Below are 16,737 nucleotides of genomic sequence, written 5' to 3'. Positions count from 1 at the left end.
ACCGATCAAACTAAGCCAAGAAAGAGAGGTCAGTACTCCATGGAAAACGTGTCACAAGAAGATCAACTGCAATCCATTAAAGCCTTTCAATCAACCATCCGCAAATCGGAAAATGCCTTAGTGAATATGACTCAGAAAAGGAATAACACAACATTGTTACAGAAACGTCTCCAAGCTTTATACATCGGCCTAGCACTGTTGGAAAAGGTATGGAATCAGAAATCTCATCCCTACACGGAGGAAGATATCGCAGAAGCTCGTCTTGTCTTGATGGGATTGTTTCCATCCCTTGAGAACATGTATGCCAAGTCCAAAGAAGGTAGCCCGCAAAAGACTCTTCTGGAAAGAAGGATTAAAGCATTTCATCTGGCCGTTCAAGCCATGGGTACATACTGATGAAATGAGAGAGAGGTCTGTCTAATGAACGACAGACCTCTCTTTTTCTTTTGCAAGCTTAGGAAAACCGATAGAGACGCACACCGTGCGCAGGTACAGTAGTAACTAAGGAATTCTCCGTAAATTCGGCTGCTTCACGGCTCCACAATTCGGTACCTTCGGTAATGCTGGACAGTCCGACCTCATCAATGGACAGATCCACAGGTAGAGCATTCTCACCGATGTTGAACACAGCGACGTAAGAGGAACCATCCGTATGCTGGGCAGTCCACACAATAAGATCTTCTTTGCGTAAGGCTTCTCTGGCTCCATAACTCTCGCGATGCATTCGCAGAACCTCACGATTCGTTAGCAGGGATAGTGTCCAGTCATCGTTATCTCGCAGTTCACCACCAAAGATGAGCGGGGAACGGAAGATGCTCCACAGTGACATCATCGTCAACTGCTCGTCAGGTGTGAACCGAGTCCAGCGATCTGCTCCACCACCGTCTACAGAACGGATACCGATATGACCCAAAGGCAACATATCACAGTCTGGCCAGCAGCCTGCTTTGGGAACGCTCTGCCACGTCCGGCAGCGGTCGAACATATCCAATAACAGTGGCCAGAGGTCCCAGAAGTCGTCCGTGACACGCCACATGTTGGCATGATCAGCCAAGAATTCTGAGTATTCTACTGGAGCAGGGCCAGGAGAGAGACTTAGTACCATGGGCCGACCGGAGCGCTCAATCGCTTTGGATATCATTTCGATCTCAGGCCGATGGGTGTCATAGAGCCTTGAAGCAGCAATATCGTCAACCTTCACCAAGTCAACGCCCCATTGTGCATACAGTTCAAAAAGCGAATCGTAGTAGGCTTGTGCGCCTTCTTTTGAGCTATCAACACCATACATATCTGTATTCCACGGACAGATGGAGTTCGGATGAGCAATATCGCGCGCAGTGGCGGTTGTTCCCAGAATCGGAGTAGCCGCATGTGCAGCTTGACGTGGAATACCACGCATGATGTGAATGCCGAATTGCAGCCCCAGACTATGAACGTAGTCGGCTAATGGCTTGAATCCCTGTCCACCTGCAGCGGAGGGAAACCGATTCTCGGCAGGCATAAGCCGCGAATATTCATCCATGATGAGTGGAACGAACGGACGATATTGCGAAGAATTGGCCAAAGGCTCGTACCATTGAATGTCGACCGTAATATAGCTCCAGCCGAAGTCTTTAAGATGTTCTGCCGTGTACTCGGCGTTGCCACGAATTTCGTCTTCCGTAACGGCTGCGCCGTAACAATCCCAGCTGTTCCAGCCAAGCGGTGGAGTTGATGCTGCAAGTGTATGATTCATGGGAATGCTCCTTTATGGATTAATTATTGCTCTCGCTCAATTCATCATAATAAAGGAATTTATTAATATCTACAGTAATGTTGAGTGTCGAATAGCAAAATATTGCGGTTAATCGAAGAACAATTTACGGTACACAAGGCTTTCTCCGCCACTACGAAATTCACCTGGCGTAACGCCGGTTATGCTGCGAAAGGCTTTGATAAAATAACTTCCGCTGGAATACCCGACTTGCTCGGCGATGACTTCAATGCTAAGAGAAGTTCCGCGCAGCAGTTCCATTGCTTTCTCGGTACGTACACGGGTTAGATAAGCACCAGGCGTCAAGCCCGTACTGGAGGAAAAGCGACGTATAAAGTGATATTTGGAAAGGGAAACATGCTCCGCTAGGTGATCGATACTGATCATCTTGGAGTAGTTGTTTTCTATGTATTCAACGGCTATTTGAATGTTTTCAGACCAATTCTCCCTGTTGCGCAATGTTGTTTTCTGTAATCGCGTTAATTCTGTCATGAACTGATATACGCTGGATGATGCGATCAGAGGATCAGTGATTCTGCCTGCCGCCGCATCAGTGACGATCATCCGCAACAGTCGGATGGGTGTACAATCAGCGGGAAGATAGGGAACTTCTCCTGCTTCACGAAGAAATTTTCGCCAATGGGACAGAATAAGAGTAGGCCTGAACAGCAGGAACAGAAACTCCCAAGGTTCTTTTGATGCTGAATGGTAGTAATAGCGATGTGGCCCTGGAATTTCGGCCAAAAAAGCTTGTCCTGCGGTAACATGATGAATACGATTATTCGACTCAAATACACCTTCACCCGAGATTGTATATTGGAATAACAGGAGAGGCCCGTCCGAACGTTCAAGTCCATCCCAATGATAAGAAGGATCGGTTATTGAATCACATCCAGCCGCATACAGTACACACAGTTGGAGCTCCTTGTCTTCCGCGAATCGAAACCCATAGGTTCCTCTAGGGATATTCATGTCAGCTCTCCTTGTTGCCCTGAATTTTTACTGCGCTCCGCGAATGAAAATATCTACTAGCTTTTGGCCCAATGAAAGATTGGAACCATATTTATGCAGGTTATCTTCCCGGTTACCCATTAACATCAATGTCGAGAAAGTCTCTGCGAGGAAAAATGGATCGTCCGTTCGCAGTCTGTTTTCATCCATTGCCCGTTGGAAATGGGAGGCTAACACTTCATGAATCTGATGCTCCGCGTTGCGTATATCCTGAATTTGAGCTGGTTCAAGAAAAGGCTCAGCTTCTCTGAGCATGGTTTCAATCTCCGCATGTGGATTTCCCAGTCTGGCCTCTGCCAGACGCACAAGCCCCGACTCCAGATTCTCGGCTTGATCAAGGATATGCGAGGTTAACCGGCTCACATTCTGTAACATCGTTGTAAAGGCAACATTAAAAAGCTCTGGTTTGCTGGTGAAATGATAATAAATGGTTGGTTTTGACACGCTACATGTTTTGCCAATTTGCTGAAGCGTGACTGTTTCGTAGCCATACTCCATGAATAACTGTGAAGCGGTTTGAATAATGGTTTGCTGAATTGAGATATCATCGTTGCCATGTTTGGGTCTTCCAGGCAATCGTTTGGGTGATTTTTCTGTCATTGGACTTCCCTCCATGAATATTTTATGACAAATAACGATAGTAAGCAAAATCATCTTGTAATTATACTTACCGGTAAGTATAATTATGAAGAGTTAAAAAAGGCATATCATTATCCTCATACTAAGGTGGTTTTAAGGTTGAAAACAGCACAACGTACTAACAAATGGAAGAAAATAATTATGTGGACCATCTTGTCCATTGTTATCATCGTGGCCGGAGTATTCGTATATCTCAATTCGGTTACGTATAGTCCCTCGGAGCGAGCCGAAACGGCGATGACAAGTAATGCTCAGGTTAATGTCACCAAGATTAAGGACGGTTACCGATTTGAACCCGTGGGTACAGAGATAATCAAACCGAATATTATTTTTTATCCAGGTGGTCTGGTTGAACCTGAAAGTTATTCTCCACTTGCCAGAGAAATGGCAGAACAGGGTCACCGCGTATATATCGCGAACATGCCAATAAACTTGGCGATTTTCGGTCAGAACAAGGCTGATTCCTTTATCGAGGAACATCCTGACGAAGCGTTTGTTATTGGTGGCCATTCGTTGGGAGGGTCATTTGCATCACGGTATGCTACGGAGCACAATGAGAAGTTGGAAGGAGTCTTTTTCTTGGCTTCTTATGCAGATGAAGGAGGGAGCGTAAAGAATACGGACTTGTCTATCTTACAGATTACAGGCTCGGATGACGGAGTGCTTAACTGGGAAGACTGGGAGAACTCCAAAGCAAATCTTCCGGAAGACACGACATATGTGAGTATTGAGGGTGGAAATCACGGTCAATTTGGCTCATACGGCATGCAAAAAGGAGATAATCAGCCTGCCATTACGGAAGATAAGCAGTTGGAAGAGGTTGTTGTAGCCCTAGAGAACTGGATGGATACATTAAATTAAACTATTAAATGAATGTGTTGAATGGTAATGATCGTGGTACGATTAAAGTCGCTATTTTAGCCGCTTTTTTTGTTGTAGAATAAAAATAATGCTTCAATGGAGCAAGGCAACAGCTTTAATTGATTGAATTTCAACTCCATAATAGGCTTACAGAATTGCTTTAATTACCACAAATCGTTAACATTAGAAGCATTGTCATCGAAATAGCACCAAAACGGAAGACAGCAAGAGCAAGAACATCAAAAGGAGAAAAGATTATGTTTTTCAGAAAATTTGCTTACACGTTAGTGATCATCCTCGCTGCATTATTGTTCTCAGGTTGTACGTCAGAGTCTTTGCGTGATCTCGGATCACCTCAAGTTTCGGAGGATATGGGATTTGATGAGGTTGCCAATTATATCTCGGAACACAATGAACTCCCACCAAATTACATTACCAAGAAAGAGGCCAGAGATCTGGGATGGGAACCAAGCGAAGGTAACCTGCGAGAAGTCGCTCCAGGCAAAAGCATCGGCGGCGACGTGTTCAGGAACCGGGAAGGATTACTCCCCAACAAAAAAGGCCGGATTTGGTACGAAGCCGATATAAATTACTCAGGAGGACGGCGCGGAAGCGACCGAATTCTATACTCGAATGACGGTCTAATCTACCAGACGACAGATCATTACAAGTCATTTGAACAGTTAAAATAAACGGAGGAAATGATATGAGCATCATTCAGATTAACGGAAACGACTTTCACAGCAAGGAAGAGCTTCATCAAATTTTGCAGAACCAGCTTGAGTTAGACGAAAGTTATGGAGGCAATTTGGACGCACTATGGGATGTCTTAACTGGGGCTGTAAGCATGCCGCTTACTTTTCAATGGATTGGCTTCGAGAAAAGTAAAGAAATTCTTGGAGAATACGCTGATCAAGTCATGGAATTGTTGCGGGAAGTTGAAGCAGAAATCCAAGGATTTACGTTAGAACTATATTATTGAAAAGTAGGTTTGGTTTTATGAGGCGATGGGCAACCATCGCTTTTTTGGTCTTCACATTTTTACTGAGACTCATGTCTAGATCATGCTATTTTCATGGCTTAATAATCAAGGTTGGGGTGATCAGACTTCCTTATACTTTAAACATGGAATAGGGTAGGCAGGATTGTAGTCGTTTACTAACGGTTGAATATGTAAGCGTATACTATCTCAAAGTGAACCATCGTAATGTCTGGATTGGTTATTACGACTAACATCATTTAGGGGGCAGAAAAATAATGAGAGCCGTATCAAAAGTGCTAGGAGCATGTCTCGTAACAAGTGTTGTGTTAGTTTCCGCCGGTTGCGGAAATGCTGGAGAGAATTCCGAATCAAATACGAGTGACCCCAACAGCCCGATCACATTTACCTTCTTCGGCGCAGATGCAAGTCCCAACTGGAACAAAATGCAGGATGCGGTAGGGAAGAAAATTACGGAAGAAACCGGTGTAAGCATTGATGCTGAATTCGATATTTCGAGCGGAGGCGGAAACGACCGCATTTCCCTGATGGCTGCCAGCGGCGATTATCCGGATTTGATATTCCCCAAAGGTAACTTGACCAGACTCGTTGATGCCGGGGCAATGATTGATTTGACGGATCTGATCGAAGAACACGCCCCCAACTTGAAAAAGATCTACGGTGAGCACTTCAATCGGTTGAAATACAGCAATGACGATCCTGCAATCTATTGGATTCCAACGAATGGTGCGATCGATCAGGTCAGCTTTGATGCGACGAATGGTACTGCCATTCAACATCGTGTAGTCAAGGAACTCGGGTATCCTGAGATCAAAACCTTAAACGATTTCGAAAATGTGCTACGTGAATATTATGAGAAACATCCGACCACAGATGATGGCCAACCCACAATTCCGCTGACGCTTAGTGCAGATGGATGGCGGCGAATGATCACTGTTACTGATCCCGCTGTCATGTCTACTGGAGGACCTGGAGATGGTGAATATTTCATCAATCCGGACACCTACGAAGCCGTTCTGCATTACAAACGTCCCGAGGAGAAGGAATATTTCCGGTGGTTGAACAAGATGTACAATGAAGGCTTGCTGGATAAGGACAGTTTTGTTCAGAAGGATGACCAGTATAAGTCCAAAATCGCCAGTGGTCGCGTGTTATCCTTGCTTGATCCAAGCTGGGGATTCAGTGATGCGGAAAATGCTTTGAAAAGTGCAGGGAAAGACGACATGACCTACGGATTCTATCCGGTCACGCTAGATGACAACTTTCAGCGTAAAGATTTCCAGAATATTGGCTTTGACGGTTATGGCATTGGCATAACTGTAGATTGTGAAGATCCTGTCCGGGCTATTAAATTTTTGGACTGGATGTCTTCTGAAGAAGGGCAAGTATTGAGAAACTGGGGCGTTGAAGGCGAGCAATATAACGTGGAAGACGGTGTTCGCACCATCCCAGCCGATGTACAGGAACGTAAAAACAAAGACAATAACACATTCACCAAAGAAACCGGAGTAGGCTTGTATTACATTTTTGGTGCTCATTACGGGGATGGCGTCAAAGATTCAACGGATAACTACTATACAACGAATTATCCTGAACAGATTCAGCAAAGTTATTCCGATGAGGAAAAAGAAGCTTTGAAAGGCTATGGCATCACCACATGGAAGGACTTGTTCCCTTCCGAAAAGGAGTTTCCAGTGAAAGAGTGGGGTGCTGCTTACAATATGCCGATTCCTTCGGATAGCGGGGATTATAACGTTGTGTATCAGAAAACGCAGGATATTATTCAGAAACGGATCGCTGAAGCGATTACATCCTCTCCGAGTGCCTTTGAAGACATATACGACAATATGATTACCGAACTTGATAATGCAGGTGCAGTAGCCATGGAACAGCAGTATACGGAGTGGATTAAAGATCGCGTTCGATTGTGGACGGGTAAAGAGATCAATTAACTTGCGGATATAATCACAGTAATGCATTGTTTGCAGATCCGAAGTATATCAAGAACTAAAAAACATCGAGCCATGAAGGATGGCTTGATGTTTTTTAGTTTACATTGAATTAGCTTGTCATTATTTTGGCAAAGCTTCCATTGCATCACGTCTTTGTTTGATATATCTACCGGGGGAGATGCCGACCATTTTGGTAAAACTGCGAATAAAATTGGCATAGTCACTAAAGCCCGATTGAAAGCATGCATCCGTAATACTCATTCCTTCTGACAGGTGGAATTTGGCCCGTTCAATACGACGACCCAAAATGTAGGAACGGATGGTCAATCCAGTATGCTTTTTGAACTGGCGGCTGATATAAGTACTGTTCATGTAGAACACTTCGGCAAGTTTGCGAAGCGTTATGTCTTGATTCAGATGTGTTTCAATATAATCCATGGTTTCACGAACCAGTTCAGGCATAATGTCATTGGGAACAAAGGAATTGTTATGAAACCAGACGTTAATCATGACCAACAATTGGGCTACGGCTGCATTTATTTTGATATCGGTGCCATAAGCATCGGAAGCAAGCAATCCTTCCAGTTCGTTTGTACATTGCAGCATCTGCTTCAAGTTATCGTCGTCTAGATGTACGATGTTGCCTGTTCCTTTGGGGCGATGGTCAAAACATGACGATAGATTGGTTGATGGTGTGGAAAGCTGAAATAGATATGTTTTTTTGAGATTGATTGTAATTCGTTCATACTCAGATTCATCCAGAATAAAGGCTCGGTGCATCTCCTCGGGTGACATCACAAGCAGATCACCAGGCTGTACATGGTAACATCGATTATCTACATAAAAGTGAACGTTTCCACGAAGAAACAGGTAGATTTCGTATGCATTATGGCGATGATAGATCGTTTCCAGCTTATACGTCGTTACGCTGTGCAGATATAAGAGCTCAGGCTGGATGGGATCATAAAAACACTCAGAGGATCCACTCATGAAGTACCTCCCGTCATTTCACGCAATAAATAGAGCGGTTAACGCAATGAAATTGTACTCAGCTTACCTTAAAATGTAATCATCCTATCATGATACCTTTTGTATTGCAAACGCTTTCTCGTAAAAAGACACAACTAAAAACGATTATAGGGGGATTCTTTTGATGAATCATCATTCTACACCACATGCTGGTGAGCAAAAGCAAGACCAAGCTGCCAATCTGGAGAGCATTCCAGGGGAGATTGGAAAGCTTCGTCCCAACGGTAACCCTTTGGTGGCCCACAAATTTGGAGCCGATCCCTATGCTTTAGTATTTAACAATCGAGTCTACTTATATATGACTAGTGATAAGCTGGAATATGATAAGGACGGTCTTCCTCAGAAAAACAGCTACAGTTCAATCAACCGGATTACGGTCATTTCTTCGGATGACTTAATCAACTGGACCGATCACGGGGAGATCAGAGTTGCTGGACCGCAAGGCGCAGCAACATGGGCTTCACAATCCTGGGCCCCGGCAGCTGCTCATCGAATCTTGGATGGAAAGGACTGTTTCTTTCTTTATTTCGCCAACAATGCCAGTGGAATAGGTGTACTGTCTGCGCCCACACCTGTAGGTCCATGGATAGACCCTATAGGAAAAGCACTTATTACAAGAGAGACTCCGGGAGTGGAGGAAGTAACCTGGTTATTCGATCCGGCTGTCATTGTAGATGATGATCATCAGGCCTACATCTATTTCGGTGGTGGTATTCCACAGGGGAAAGCAGAAAGACCGGATACGGCAAGAGTGATGCGATTGGGAGACGATATGATCAGCGTTGTTGGCAAAGCGAAGGTTATTCAGGCGCCTTATATGTTTGAAGATTCAGGGATACATAAATATAATAATAGTTACTACTTTACGTATTGTTCCAATTTTATTGAAGGTGATCGGCCAGATGGCAGCCCACCACCTGGTGAGATTGCATATATGACCAGTGTTCAGCCAATGGGGCCATGGACATATCAGGGTACGCTACTCCAGAATCCAGGACACTTTTTTGATATTGGCGGCAACAATCACCATGCTATATTTCAACTATCGGATCAATGGTACATTGCCTATCATGCCCAGACATTATGCCAAGCCATGGATATTCCCGAAGGTTACCGTTCAACACATCTGAATCGAGTCGAACATGATGAGGCCACGGGTAAGATCAAGAAGGTACATGCCGATTATCAGGGCGTAGATCAAATCAAATGCTTCGATCCCTATGGGCGGGTAAGCGGTTCAACGATTGGATGGAGTAGCGGAGTATCAACAGAGCAATATCTTGACTCTGGTGAGATGTCTGTATCAGATTCGAATATGATTTCCGCTAAACTGCAAAATGACAGCTGGATAGCTATATCGAAGGTGGACTTTGAAAGTGAAGGACCCACAACCTTCACAGCCACGATTGCGAATCAAGGAACCGAAGGTACGTTAGAACTTCGACTTGATCGTGCAGACGGACTGTTAATTGGAGAAATCATTGTTCCACCTGCGACCGAATCTCTTCACTGGATGGAACTAACAACTAATGTTACGGGTGCGAAAGGTGTACAAGACTTGTATATTAAGCTTAAAAGTTCAACAGACAGCCCAGCCATCCTTTTAAGAGAATGGAAGTTTAACAAACAAAATGAGGTGTAATTAAAGCATGTATCCGAATCCGATTATTTGGGCCGATTACCCGGATCTTGATGTTATTCGTGTAGATGACACATATTATATGGTCAGTACAACCATGCATATGATGCCGGGATGTGTCATCCTGCGTTCATATGATCTGATCCATTGGGAAGTAGCCACATATGTATACGACACATTGGACGATACACCTGCACAACGGCTGGTGGATGGTCATCACGTTTATAGTAAAGGCATGTGGGCTGCATCACTCCGCTATCATCAAGGAATGTTCTATGTGATCTTTGTTGCGAATGATACCCGTAAGACATACTTGTATACGTCGACCTCCATCTCGGGAGTGTGGAAGAAACAGATCGTGGAAGGGTTTTACCATGATTGCTCCTTATTTTTTGACGATGATGAACGAGCATATCTCGTGTACGGTAATACCGAGATCTATCTGACCGAATTAAGCTCTGATCTGTCCGGGCCCAAACCTGGTGGAGTGCATCGCTTGATTGTAAAAGACGAGCAGCCTCATCACCTTGGTTATGAAGGAGCACATTTTTACAAGATCAATGGTAAATATATTGTGTTCCTGATTCATATAACAAAAGCTTCCGGACGGAGAACACAGGCGTTTTATATGGCAGATTCTCTGGAAGATGTCTTCACTGGTGGAGAAGTATTTAATGACGATATGGATTATTTCAATTCAGGTGTTGCTCAGGGCGGTATCGTGGATACGCAGGATGGAGACTGGTATGCAATGCTGTTTCAGGATCATGGGGCTGTTGGCCGGGTTCCTGTTTTGGTTCCGCTACACTTTGATCAAGGTATACCGGTCTTTGCAAGCAAAGCGCCGAAGCAGATTGATATCCCGAGCACGAGACCAGAGCACCGTTATAACCCGTTAGTGGGTAGCGACAGTTTCAATTATGAACCCGAGGAAGATGGAAGCATCCGCCTCCGTGATTTTTGGCAATGGAATCATACACCTAATCATGAACTCTGGTCCGTTACAGAGAAATCGGGGGTGTATCGTGTTCGAACGGGACAGATCAGCCCAAATCTGACGTTTGCGGTCAACACACTAACCCAGCGTTCAATGGGGCCCGCTTGCGAAGCAATAGTTACGCTTGACGGCAGTCGTCTGAATGATGGGGACTATGCCGGGTTGTGCTTTCTAATCGGTTCGTACGGTATGATCGCTCTCACGAAGCAGGATAACAAGTTTTACTTGGTCATGCATGCCAGAGATAGTGAGGATTCCACCATATTTGGTAATCTGATCGACCAGAAGCCAGCCACTGAACATGAACGTATCCCAGTATCAGATTCAGTAGTTAAACTAAAAGCATTCGGAAATTTTGAGAACAATCTGGATGAGTGCTCTTTTGCCTATTTCGATGGAACTGAATGGAGAGATATAGGGATTGTCCACAAAATGATATATAAACTGGATCATTTTATGGGTTGCCGAACGGGGTTGTTTGTATATTCAACCGAATTGGTTGGAGGAACAGCTGACTTTTCGAATTTCGAATATCGCGTAATTAATCCTGATGAGAAACAATAAAGATACGAAAAGCCGCCCAATGGCGGCTTTTCGTATTCAATGAGTACAAGTTGTTGTACAATGATATGGATTAAAGTTGACAGAGAGAAGAGAGTTGTTCAAACCGAACTGGGGGCATGTCGTCATGTATAAGAGATGTCTGGACATAACAAGATGGACCTTCATTCTGTTCCTTGCTGTATCCATACCAGCAGGTCATACCGAAGGTAATACCAAACAACATCATCCGCAGCAAGATGGGCAGCAGATTCAACTTCCCGCTACGTTTGAGAGGTATTCTCCTCCCATCGTGGTCTCTTTTGTCAGGGAAACGGGAGATGACCTTGAGCGCATGATTAGTCAGTTACCTGGTGAGACGATACTGGATAATCGCTGGACTCGTTTGTACGAGAAAGAGCTAGGTATTCAAATTCACTATGACTGGACTGCTAATGGAGATGTATACAATCAGAAGTTGGGTGTATCCCTCGCTGCAGGACGTTTTCCAGATGTGGTGAAAGTTAATCCATATCAACTTAGACAACTGAGCAATGCTGGAATGATCGAAGATTTAACCCATGTGTACCAAGAGTATGCTTCCCCACTTACAAAGAGTATATTGGAGGCGGAGGGAAGAGGCGCATTTGATGCGGCAACCATTGATGGCAAACTCATGGCTATTCCCGAATCATCTTCCTCCATTGAGACAGCGCAGTACCTGTGGATTAGAACCGATTGGTTGGAGCAACTGGGGCTACGGCCGCCTGAAACGATGGAAGAGCTTCTCCAGGTTTCGAAAGCGTTTACAGAGGAGGACCCCGACGGGAACGGAGAGCATGATACGTATGGACTTGCGCTAACAAACCATCTATGGGATCCAGTTATGGGAGCTGCAGGGTTCATGTCTGGCTACGGTGCCTACCCTAATATATGGGTTAAAGATGCAGAAGGAAACCTCACTTATGGAGGTATACAGCCTGAAGTTCGGGAGGCTCTGAAAGTACTGCAAACGTTGTATCGTGAAGGCCAACTTGATCCGGATTTTGGTTATAAAAGTGGAAACAAGGCGTTTCGTCTAGTTCAAGATGGAAAAATAGGGATGCTTTACGGCGAACAGTGGACATCCTTTATGCTTCAGAGCACCCGTGATAAAGAAACAGATATAGATGTAGAATGGCAGGCATATCCCATTGTTGCCAAGTCGGACCGGAGCCTGTTCGTACCGCTACGTTCCAACACTGGGCAATACTTTGCTGTAAAAAAGGGGTTCTCTAATCCGGAAGTTGTTGTAAAGCTCATGAATCTGCATCTGGACATCAACTGGGGGGATCAGGCACAGTATGAAACATACTACAATGACGACTCCCGAGCTGTGTGGATGCTTTCACCGGTAACTCCTTTTCCCGGTAATAAAAATATAGATGCATACAAACAAATTCGTGATGCCAGAAGTACAGGAGACTTCTCGGCTCTGCAGAATGAAGCTCTCGCCATTCACAAACGCATTGTCGCCTATGAATTGGAAGATGTAGAGAGCGGCTGGGGCTGGAAACAAACCTATGGGCCTTCGGGTGCTTTTAGCATTGCAGATTCTTACGAGAAGAACGGCCAACTTCTCTATGATCAATTCACGGGCGGAATTACGGACACGATGGTTGATCGACAAATTATTCTTCGGGATCTTCAGCTTGAAGCCTATATGAACATTATTCTAGGCAGGTCGATAGATGAGTTTGATCAATTCGTTGAGAACTGGCGCAAGCTGGGGGGAGATCAGATCACATCGGAGGTTAACGCGTGGTTTCGCGCCAGCAAGCCAAAGGAGCGCTAATGTTCACTTTATTCTTACAAGGAACCCACTCAGCCTTTGGCATTGGAGGTGAATGCATTGATCAAGATCCCTGCTAAATCATGGTTTAACAGTATATTTGCGCGATTAATAATCACCTATCTGGTATTTGTACTCCCCCTTATTCTTCTTGGCGTGTATCTGTATCATTGGAGTTATGACAATGCAAGCCAGGAAATATCGTTGTCAACGGAGAGACGGTTGAACCAATATGTGGTGGAATTGAACAGAGAGATAGAATGGATGGAGTTACAGCAGTTTGATATCGTTGAGGATCGAAAACTCAATCGTCTGGCCATTCTCTGGGACATGATGGATCAGGTTGAGCGGCGTGATACATTAAATTACCTGACTGAACGGCTCGCTTCATTCAAGAACAGCACTGCTTATATCAAAAACGTTCATGTACATATCCCTTCTGTTGGCAAGAGTATATCCGCGATCCAAGGCATCGATGATTTCGATAAAAGTTCTTATCTATATTTCAGTTCAGGCATGCAAGGAAAAGGTACACGGTTCACGGTGAAAGAGGACGCCTTGAACTTAAGTGCCGTCAGGCTGACAGGCACGAGAGGAGAACCCCCGCTTTTTGTCATTCAGGTGGAGCTGGATACATACCATTTTCAGAATGAACTCACACGGCTTAATTTGTACCCTGAGAGTTCAACGTTTCTGATTGAGGACAAAACGGGGCATGCCATCACAGATAAACAACAAGCTAGTGTTATTCTCGCGAATTACCGTGAGCACAGTGTAAAGGGTACACTTGATGGCTTTCGGATGAAGGTGGGGGACACCATGTACCATGTTAGTCAGTTGCATATGGACTCCCTGGGTTTATCCGTAGCTACATATCTACCCGAGGCAATTGTTACCAAGCCACTTAGCAAGTTCTATCATTGGGCTTGGCTGTTTGCAATTACATCATTTGTTGCCATCACGGCGTATCTCTATTCAAGTTACAAGTTGATTCATATCCCGTTGCTGTTGTTGGTGAAAAGATTCAAAAAAATGGAGGGAGGCATGCTCGATGTCCCCATTGCGCATAACCGAAAGGATGAATTTGGCTTCCTCTACACTCGTTTTAATCTAATGATTGAAAATCTTCAATCCCTTATCGATCGAGATTTTAAGAAAACATTGATGATGCAGCGGGCCGAGTTGAAACAGCTTCAATCGCAGATTAATCCTCATTTTCTGTACAATAGCTTCTTTATTCTGAATTCACTGGCAAGGACAGGAGAAACCGAACGTATTGAGCAATTCACGAACATGCTTGGAGAGTATTTCAGGTTCATTACGCGAAATGAAACAGACCATGTGAAGTTGAAAGTGGAAGTTGAGCATTCACGAATCTATACAGAGATTCAACAATTACGATTCTCCAGACGAATCAAAGTTGATTTTGGGCCACTACCTGCTGAGATGGAACATATTAAAGTTCCCAGACTCATTATTCAACCTATTATTGAGAATGCCTACGAACACAGCCTTGAAAAGAATACGGACTCCGGTCTTCTAATTATTGGGTTTAATATGGAAGGTTCATATGCCGAGATCACCGTAGAGGATAATGGAAATGAGTTGGAAGAGCAACACATTCAAACTCTTCAACATCGTTTGCACAAGGACGGAGGTACAGACGAAATGACCGCGTTAATAAATATTCATCGACGTCTGGTCCTGACGTATGGAGAAGGAAGTGGGCTTTTTCTATCCAGAAGTGAACTGCAAGGGTTAAAAGTCACAATTCGAATCCAGTGGAAAGAGGGGGAAAACGAATGTATCGACTTTTGATTGTAGATGACGAGGAGATTATTACGGATAGTCTCTATGAAACGTTCGCCAGACATATACCCGAACAGCTTGATGTATGTAAGGCCTACTCTGCAACAGAAGCATTGTCCTGGATGCAACGTTCGAGAATTGACATTGTTCTAACGGACATCCGTATGCCGGGTATGAGTGGGTTGGAACTGACAGAGCGGATTCAAGCCAGTTGGCCGAATTGTCGTGTCATTTTTCTGACAGGACATAGCGATTTTGATTATGCATATCAAGCTTTTCAGATGGCTAATGTGCGTTATTTGCTCAAAACGGAAGGTTATGACAAGGTGATGTCTGTTGTAGAAGATGTGATGGAAGAGATCCGGCAAAGTCACAGCATGGTTGAGTTGTTGGAACATTCTTATAAAGTCAATTCGCAGCTTGCACTGATACAGCAAAAAGAGTATTTACGGAAGTTACTTCAAGACTGTACAGCGGTTATAGATTCTACTATGGATATGCAGGACGAATTATCCAAACGAGATATAAGATTACAGATCAACTCGCCTGTTTATCTCATACTGGGTCGGTTCAATAATCTGCCAGAAAAAGGTTCGGACCTCACACAAGTTCAAGAATCTGTGCGCATTATCGGCTCTTCTCTGATGAATGAACGTACAGTGTGCGCAAGTGTAACGGACCATTATGGGGATACGATCTGGCTGCTTCAGCCGAAGCAGGAGGAAGAGATGACAAATGATAAACTTGTGCGATTTCTAGAAGGTACACTGGAACTGGTACAGGAAGCATGCATGGTCTCACTCGGCGTATCCATTGCTTTTTCATTAAGTAGTCGCAGTTGCAATTGGTCCGAGTTAACCAAACAATATGAACGTCTGAGATTACTCCAGTGGATGAAAATTGGGGATGGTGTATCCATGGTACTCACGGACCATCGTAATGATCTCTCATCTGATGTACCCAAAGAATCCATGCGGATCTCAAACCGGATCGAGATTATGTCAGGATATTTGGAAACGGGACGAATTCAGCCATTTTACGATATATTTGAGGAGCTTGCAGGAGAACTGATGCAACAGGATATTACGATGGAACGTGCCATGGAGACATACTACAATCTGGCCTTATTATTGCATTCAACGATTAATCGTTGGGGTCTTCAACAGAAGATCCCGGATCAAAGAAGCTTGCTGCACTTAGGGGAGTATACCTGCATGAAGGATGCAGTACAATTTCTATATCGTGCTGCTGATGAATTAGTCCGCTACAAAAGATCAAATGAACAGGAACGCGCTAACGTTGTCATTCATTCCTTATGCAGTTACGTCAAGGAGAACCTGGAGAAAGATCTCTCTCTGGTGAGACTGGCAGAACTTCATCATTTTAATCCATCCTATCTGTCGCGATTCTTTAAGCAGGAAATGGGAATAAACGTGTCAGAGTTCATTGACGACTGCCGAATACGGAAAGCCAAAGAATTGCTTCAGAACACAAATCTTATGGTGCGTGAGGTCGCACTTCAAGTGGGGTACGAGGCTGCCCATTCATTTACCCGACTTTTTAAGAAAATAACGGGAATGACTCCCCAAGAATACCGGGAATCCCTGTTGGTACGTTAATGGTGAATACTCTGGAATTGACCAAACCCAAACAACCACAAAAAAACGCAGGATGTA

General features: G+C 44.3%; 14 protein-coding genes. 10 read left to right on the top strand and 4 right to left on the bottom strand.

Annotated elements, in window-relative coordinates:
• Positions 1 to 39: 39 nt before the first annotated feature.
• Positions 40 to 396 (top strand): hypothetical protein, encoded by a 357-nt coding sequence (locus tag MHB71_RS10245; protein WP_340029494.1) that lies wholly within the window; start codon positions 40 to 42, stop codon positions 394 to 396.
• A 58-nt stretch (positions 397 to 454) separates the two neighbouring features.
• Here MHB71_RS10245 and MHB71_RS10240 read toward each other — a convergent pair whose 3' ends face one another.
• The 3 genes from MHB71_RS10240 to MHB71_RS10230 all read right to left on the bottom strand — a co-directional run bounded on the left by MHB71_RS10240 (position 455) and on the right by MHB71_RS10230 (position 3,364).
• Positions 455 to 1,735, bottom strand: a complete 1,281-nt coding sequence (locus tag MHB71_RS10240; RefSeq protein WP_340029493.1) for a glycoside hydrolase family 27 protein — start codon at positions 1,733 to 1,735, stop codon at positions 455 to 457.
• A gap of 108 nt (positions 1,736 to 1,843) precedes the next feature.
• Entirely contained in the window at positions 1,844 to 2,725 is an 882-nt protein-coding gene (locus MHB71_RS10235) for an AraC family transcriptional regulator (protein ID WP_340029492.1), read from the bottom strand.
• 27 nt (positions 2,726 to 2,752) lie between these two features.
• Entirely contained in the window at positions 2,753 to 3,364 is a 612-nt protein-coding gene (locus tag MHB71_RS10230; protein WP_340029491.1) for a TetR/AcrR family transcriptional regulator, read from the bottom strand.
• 138 nt (positions 3,365 to 3,502) lie between these two features.
• Between MHB71_RS10230 and MHB71_RS10225 the strand changes: the two genes are divergently transcribed.
• From MHB71_RS10225 to MHB71_RS10210, 4 genes are all read left to right on the top strand, one after another.
• A complete protein-coding gene (locus tag MHB71_RS10225; RefSeq protein ID WP_340029490.1) occupies positions 3,503 to 4,264 on the top strand; it encodes an alpha/beta hydrolase in 762 nt (253 codons plus the stop codon).
• Between the two features lie 257 nt (positions 4,265 to 4,521).
• Complete coding sequence (locus MHB71_RS10220; protein ID WP_101313754.1) at positions 4,522 to 4,956, top strand: ribonuclease domain-containing protein; 435 nt, start codon at positions 4,522 to 4,524, stop codon at positions 4,954 to 4,956.
• Between the two features lie 14 nt (positions 4,957 to 4,970).
• Complete coding sequence (locus MHB71_RS10215; RefSeq protein ID WP_076327603.1) at positions 4,971 to 5,246, top strand: barstar family protein; 276 nt, start codon at positions 4,971 to 4,973, stop codon at positions 5,244 to 5,246.
• Positions 5,247 to 5,521: 275 nt separating this feature from the next.
• Entirely contained in the window at positions 5,522 to 7,216 is a 1,695-nt protein-coding gene (locus MHB71_RS10210; RefSeq protein ID WP_101313755.1) for an ABC transporter substrate-binding protein, read from the top strand.
• A 120-nt stretch (positions 7,217 to 7,336) separates the two neighbouring features.
• On the opposite strand, the gene MHB71_RS10205 is transcribed toward MHB71_RS10210, so the two are convergent.
• Entirely contained in the window at positions 7,337 to 8,206 is an 870-nt protein-coding gene (locus tag MHB71_RS10205; protein WP_340029489.1) for an AraC family transcriptional regulator, read from the bottom strand.
• Positions 8,207 to 8,369: 163 nt separating this feature from the next.
• Here MHB71_RS10205 and MHB71_RS10200 point away from each other — a divergent pair, with 163 nt between their 5' ends.
• The 5 genes from MHB71_RS10200 to MHB71_RS10180 all read left to right on the top strand — a co-directional run bounded on the left by MHB71_RS10200 (position 8,370) and on the right by MHB71_RS10180 (position 16,680).
• Positions 8,370 to 9,887: a glycoside hydrolase family 43 protein gene (locus MHB71_RS10200; RefSeq protein WP_340029488.1), complete on the top strand. Its 1,518-nt coding sequence runs from the start codon at positions 8,370 to 8,372 to the stop codon at positions 9,885 to 9,887.
• Between the two features lie 7 nt (positions 9,888 to 9,894).
• Positions 9,895 to 11,445, top strand: a complete 1,551-nt coding sequence (locus MHB71_RS10195; protein WP_340029487.1) for a glycoside hydrolase 43 family protein — start codon at positions 9,895 to 9,897, stop codon at positions 11,443 to 11,445.
• A gap of 124 nt (positions 11,446 to 11,569) precedes the next feature.
• The gene (locus tag MHB71_RS10190) at positions 11,570 to 13,255 is read left to right on the top strand and encodes an extracellular solute-binding protein (RefSeq protein ID WP_340029486.1); all 1,686 of its coding nucleotides are present in this window, start codon (positions 11,570 to 11,572) and stop codon (positions 13,253 to 13,255) included.
• A gap of 57 nt (positions 13,256 to 13,312) precedes the next feature.
• On the top strand, positions 13,313 to 15,070 hold the full coding sequence (locus MHB71_RS10185) for a histidine kinase (protein ID WP_340029485.1): 1,758 nt from the start codon (positions 13,313 to 13,315) through the stop codon (positions 15,068 to 15,070).
• Positions 15,055 to 16,680 carry a response regulator gene (locus MHB71_RS10180; protein ID WP_340029484.1) on the top strand — a complete coding sequence of 542 codons (1,626 nt, stop codon included), beginning with the start codon at positions 15,055 to 15,057 and terminating at the stop codon, positions 16,678 to 16,680. Before MHB71_RS10185 ends, MHB71_RS10180 begins: the two co-directional genes overlap by 16 nt.
• Positions 16,681 to 16,737 lie beyond the last annotated feature (57 nt).

Source organism: Paenibacillus sp. FSL H7-0940 (assembly GCF_037979415.1).
Taxonomy (GTDB): domain Bacteria; phylum Bacillota; class Bacilli; order Paenibacillales; family Paenibacillaceae; genus Paenibacillus; species Paenibacillus amylolyticus.
This window is presented reverse-complemented; position numbering and strand designations above follow the sequence as displayed.

Excerpts from the sequence above, each read along its gene's own strand:
- MHB71_RS10245 (WP_340029494.1), top strand. The coding sequence starts at position 40 with ATGGAAAACGTGTCACAAGAAGATCAACTGCAATCCATTAAAGCCTTT.
- MHB71_RS10240 (WP_340029493.1), bottom strand. The coding sequence starts at position 1,735 with ATGAATCATACACTTGCAGCATCAACTCCACCGCTTGGCTGGAACAGC.
- MHB71_RS10235 (WP_340029492.1), bottom strand. The coding sequence starts at position 2,725 with ATGAATATCCCTAGAGGAACCTATGGGTTTCGATTCGCGGAAGACAAG.
- MHB71_RS10230 (WP_340029491.1), bottom strand. The coding sequence starts at position 3,364 with ATGACAGAAAAATCACCCAAACGATTGCCTGGAAGACCCAAACATGGC.
- MHB71_RS10220 (WP_101313754.1), top strand. The coding sequence starts at position 4,522 with ATGTTTTTCAGAAAATTTGCTTACACGTTAGTGATCATCCTCGCTGCA.
- MHB71_RS10215 (WP_076327603.1), top strand. The coding sequence starts at position 4,971 with ATGAGCATCATTCAGATTAACGGAAACGACTTTCACAGCAAGGAAGAG.
- MHB71_RS10210 (WP_101313755.1), top strand. The coding sequence starts at position 5,522 with ATGAGAGCCGTATCAAAAGTGCTAGGAGCATGTCTCGTAACAAGTGTT.
- MHB71_RS10205 (WP_340029489.1), bottom strand. The coding sequence starts at position 8,206 with ATGAGTGGATCCTCTGAGTGTTTTTATGATCCCATCCAGCCTGAGCTC.
- MHB71_RS10200 (WP_340029488.1), top strand. The coding sequence starts at position 8,370 with ATGAATCATCATTCTACACCACATGCTGGTGAGCAAAAGCAAGACCAA.
- MHB71_RS10195 (WP_340029487.1), top strand. The coding sequence starts at position 9,895 with ATGTATCCGAATCCGATTATTTGGGCCGATTACCCGGATCTTGATGTT.
- MHB71_RS10190 (WP_340029486.1), top strand. The coding sequence starts at position 11,570 with ATGTATAAGAGATGTCTGGACATAACAAGATGGACCTTCATTCTGTTC.
- MHB71_RS10180 (WP_340029484.1), top strand. The coding sequence starts at position 15,055 with ATGTATCGACTTTTGATTGTAGATGACGAGGAGATTATTACGGATAGT.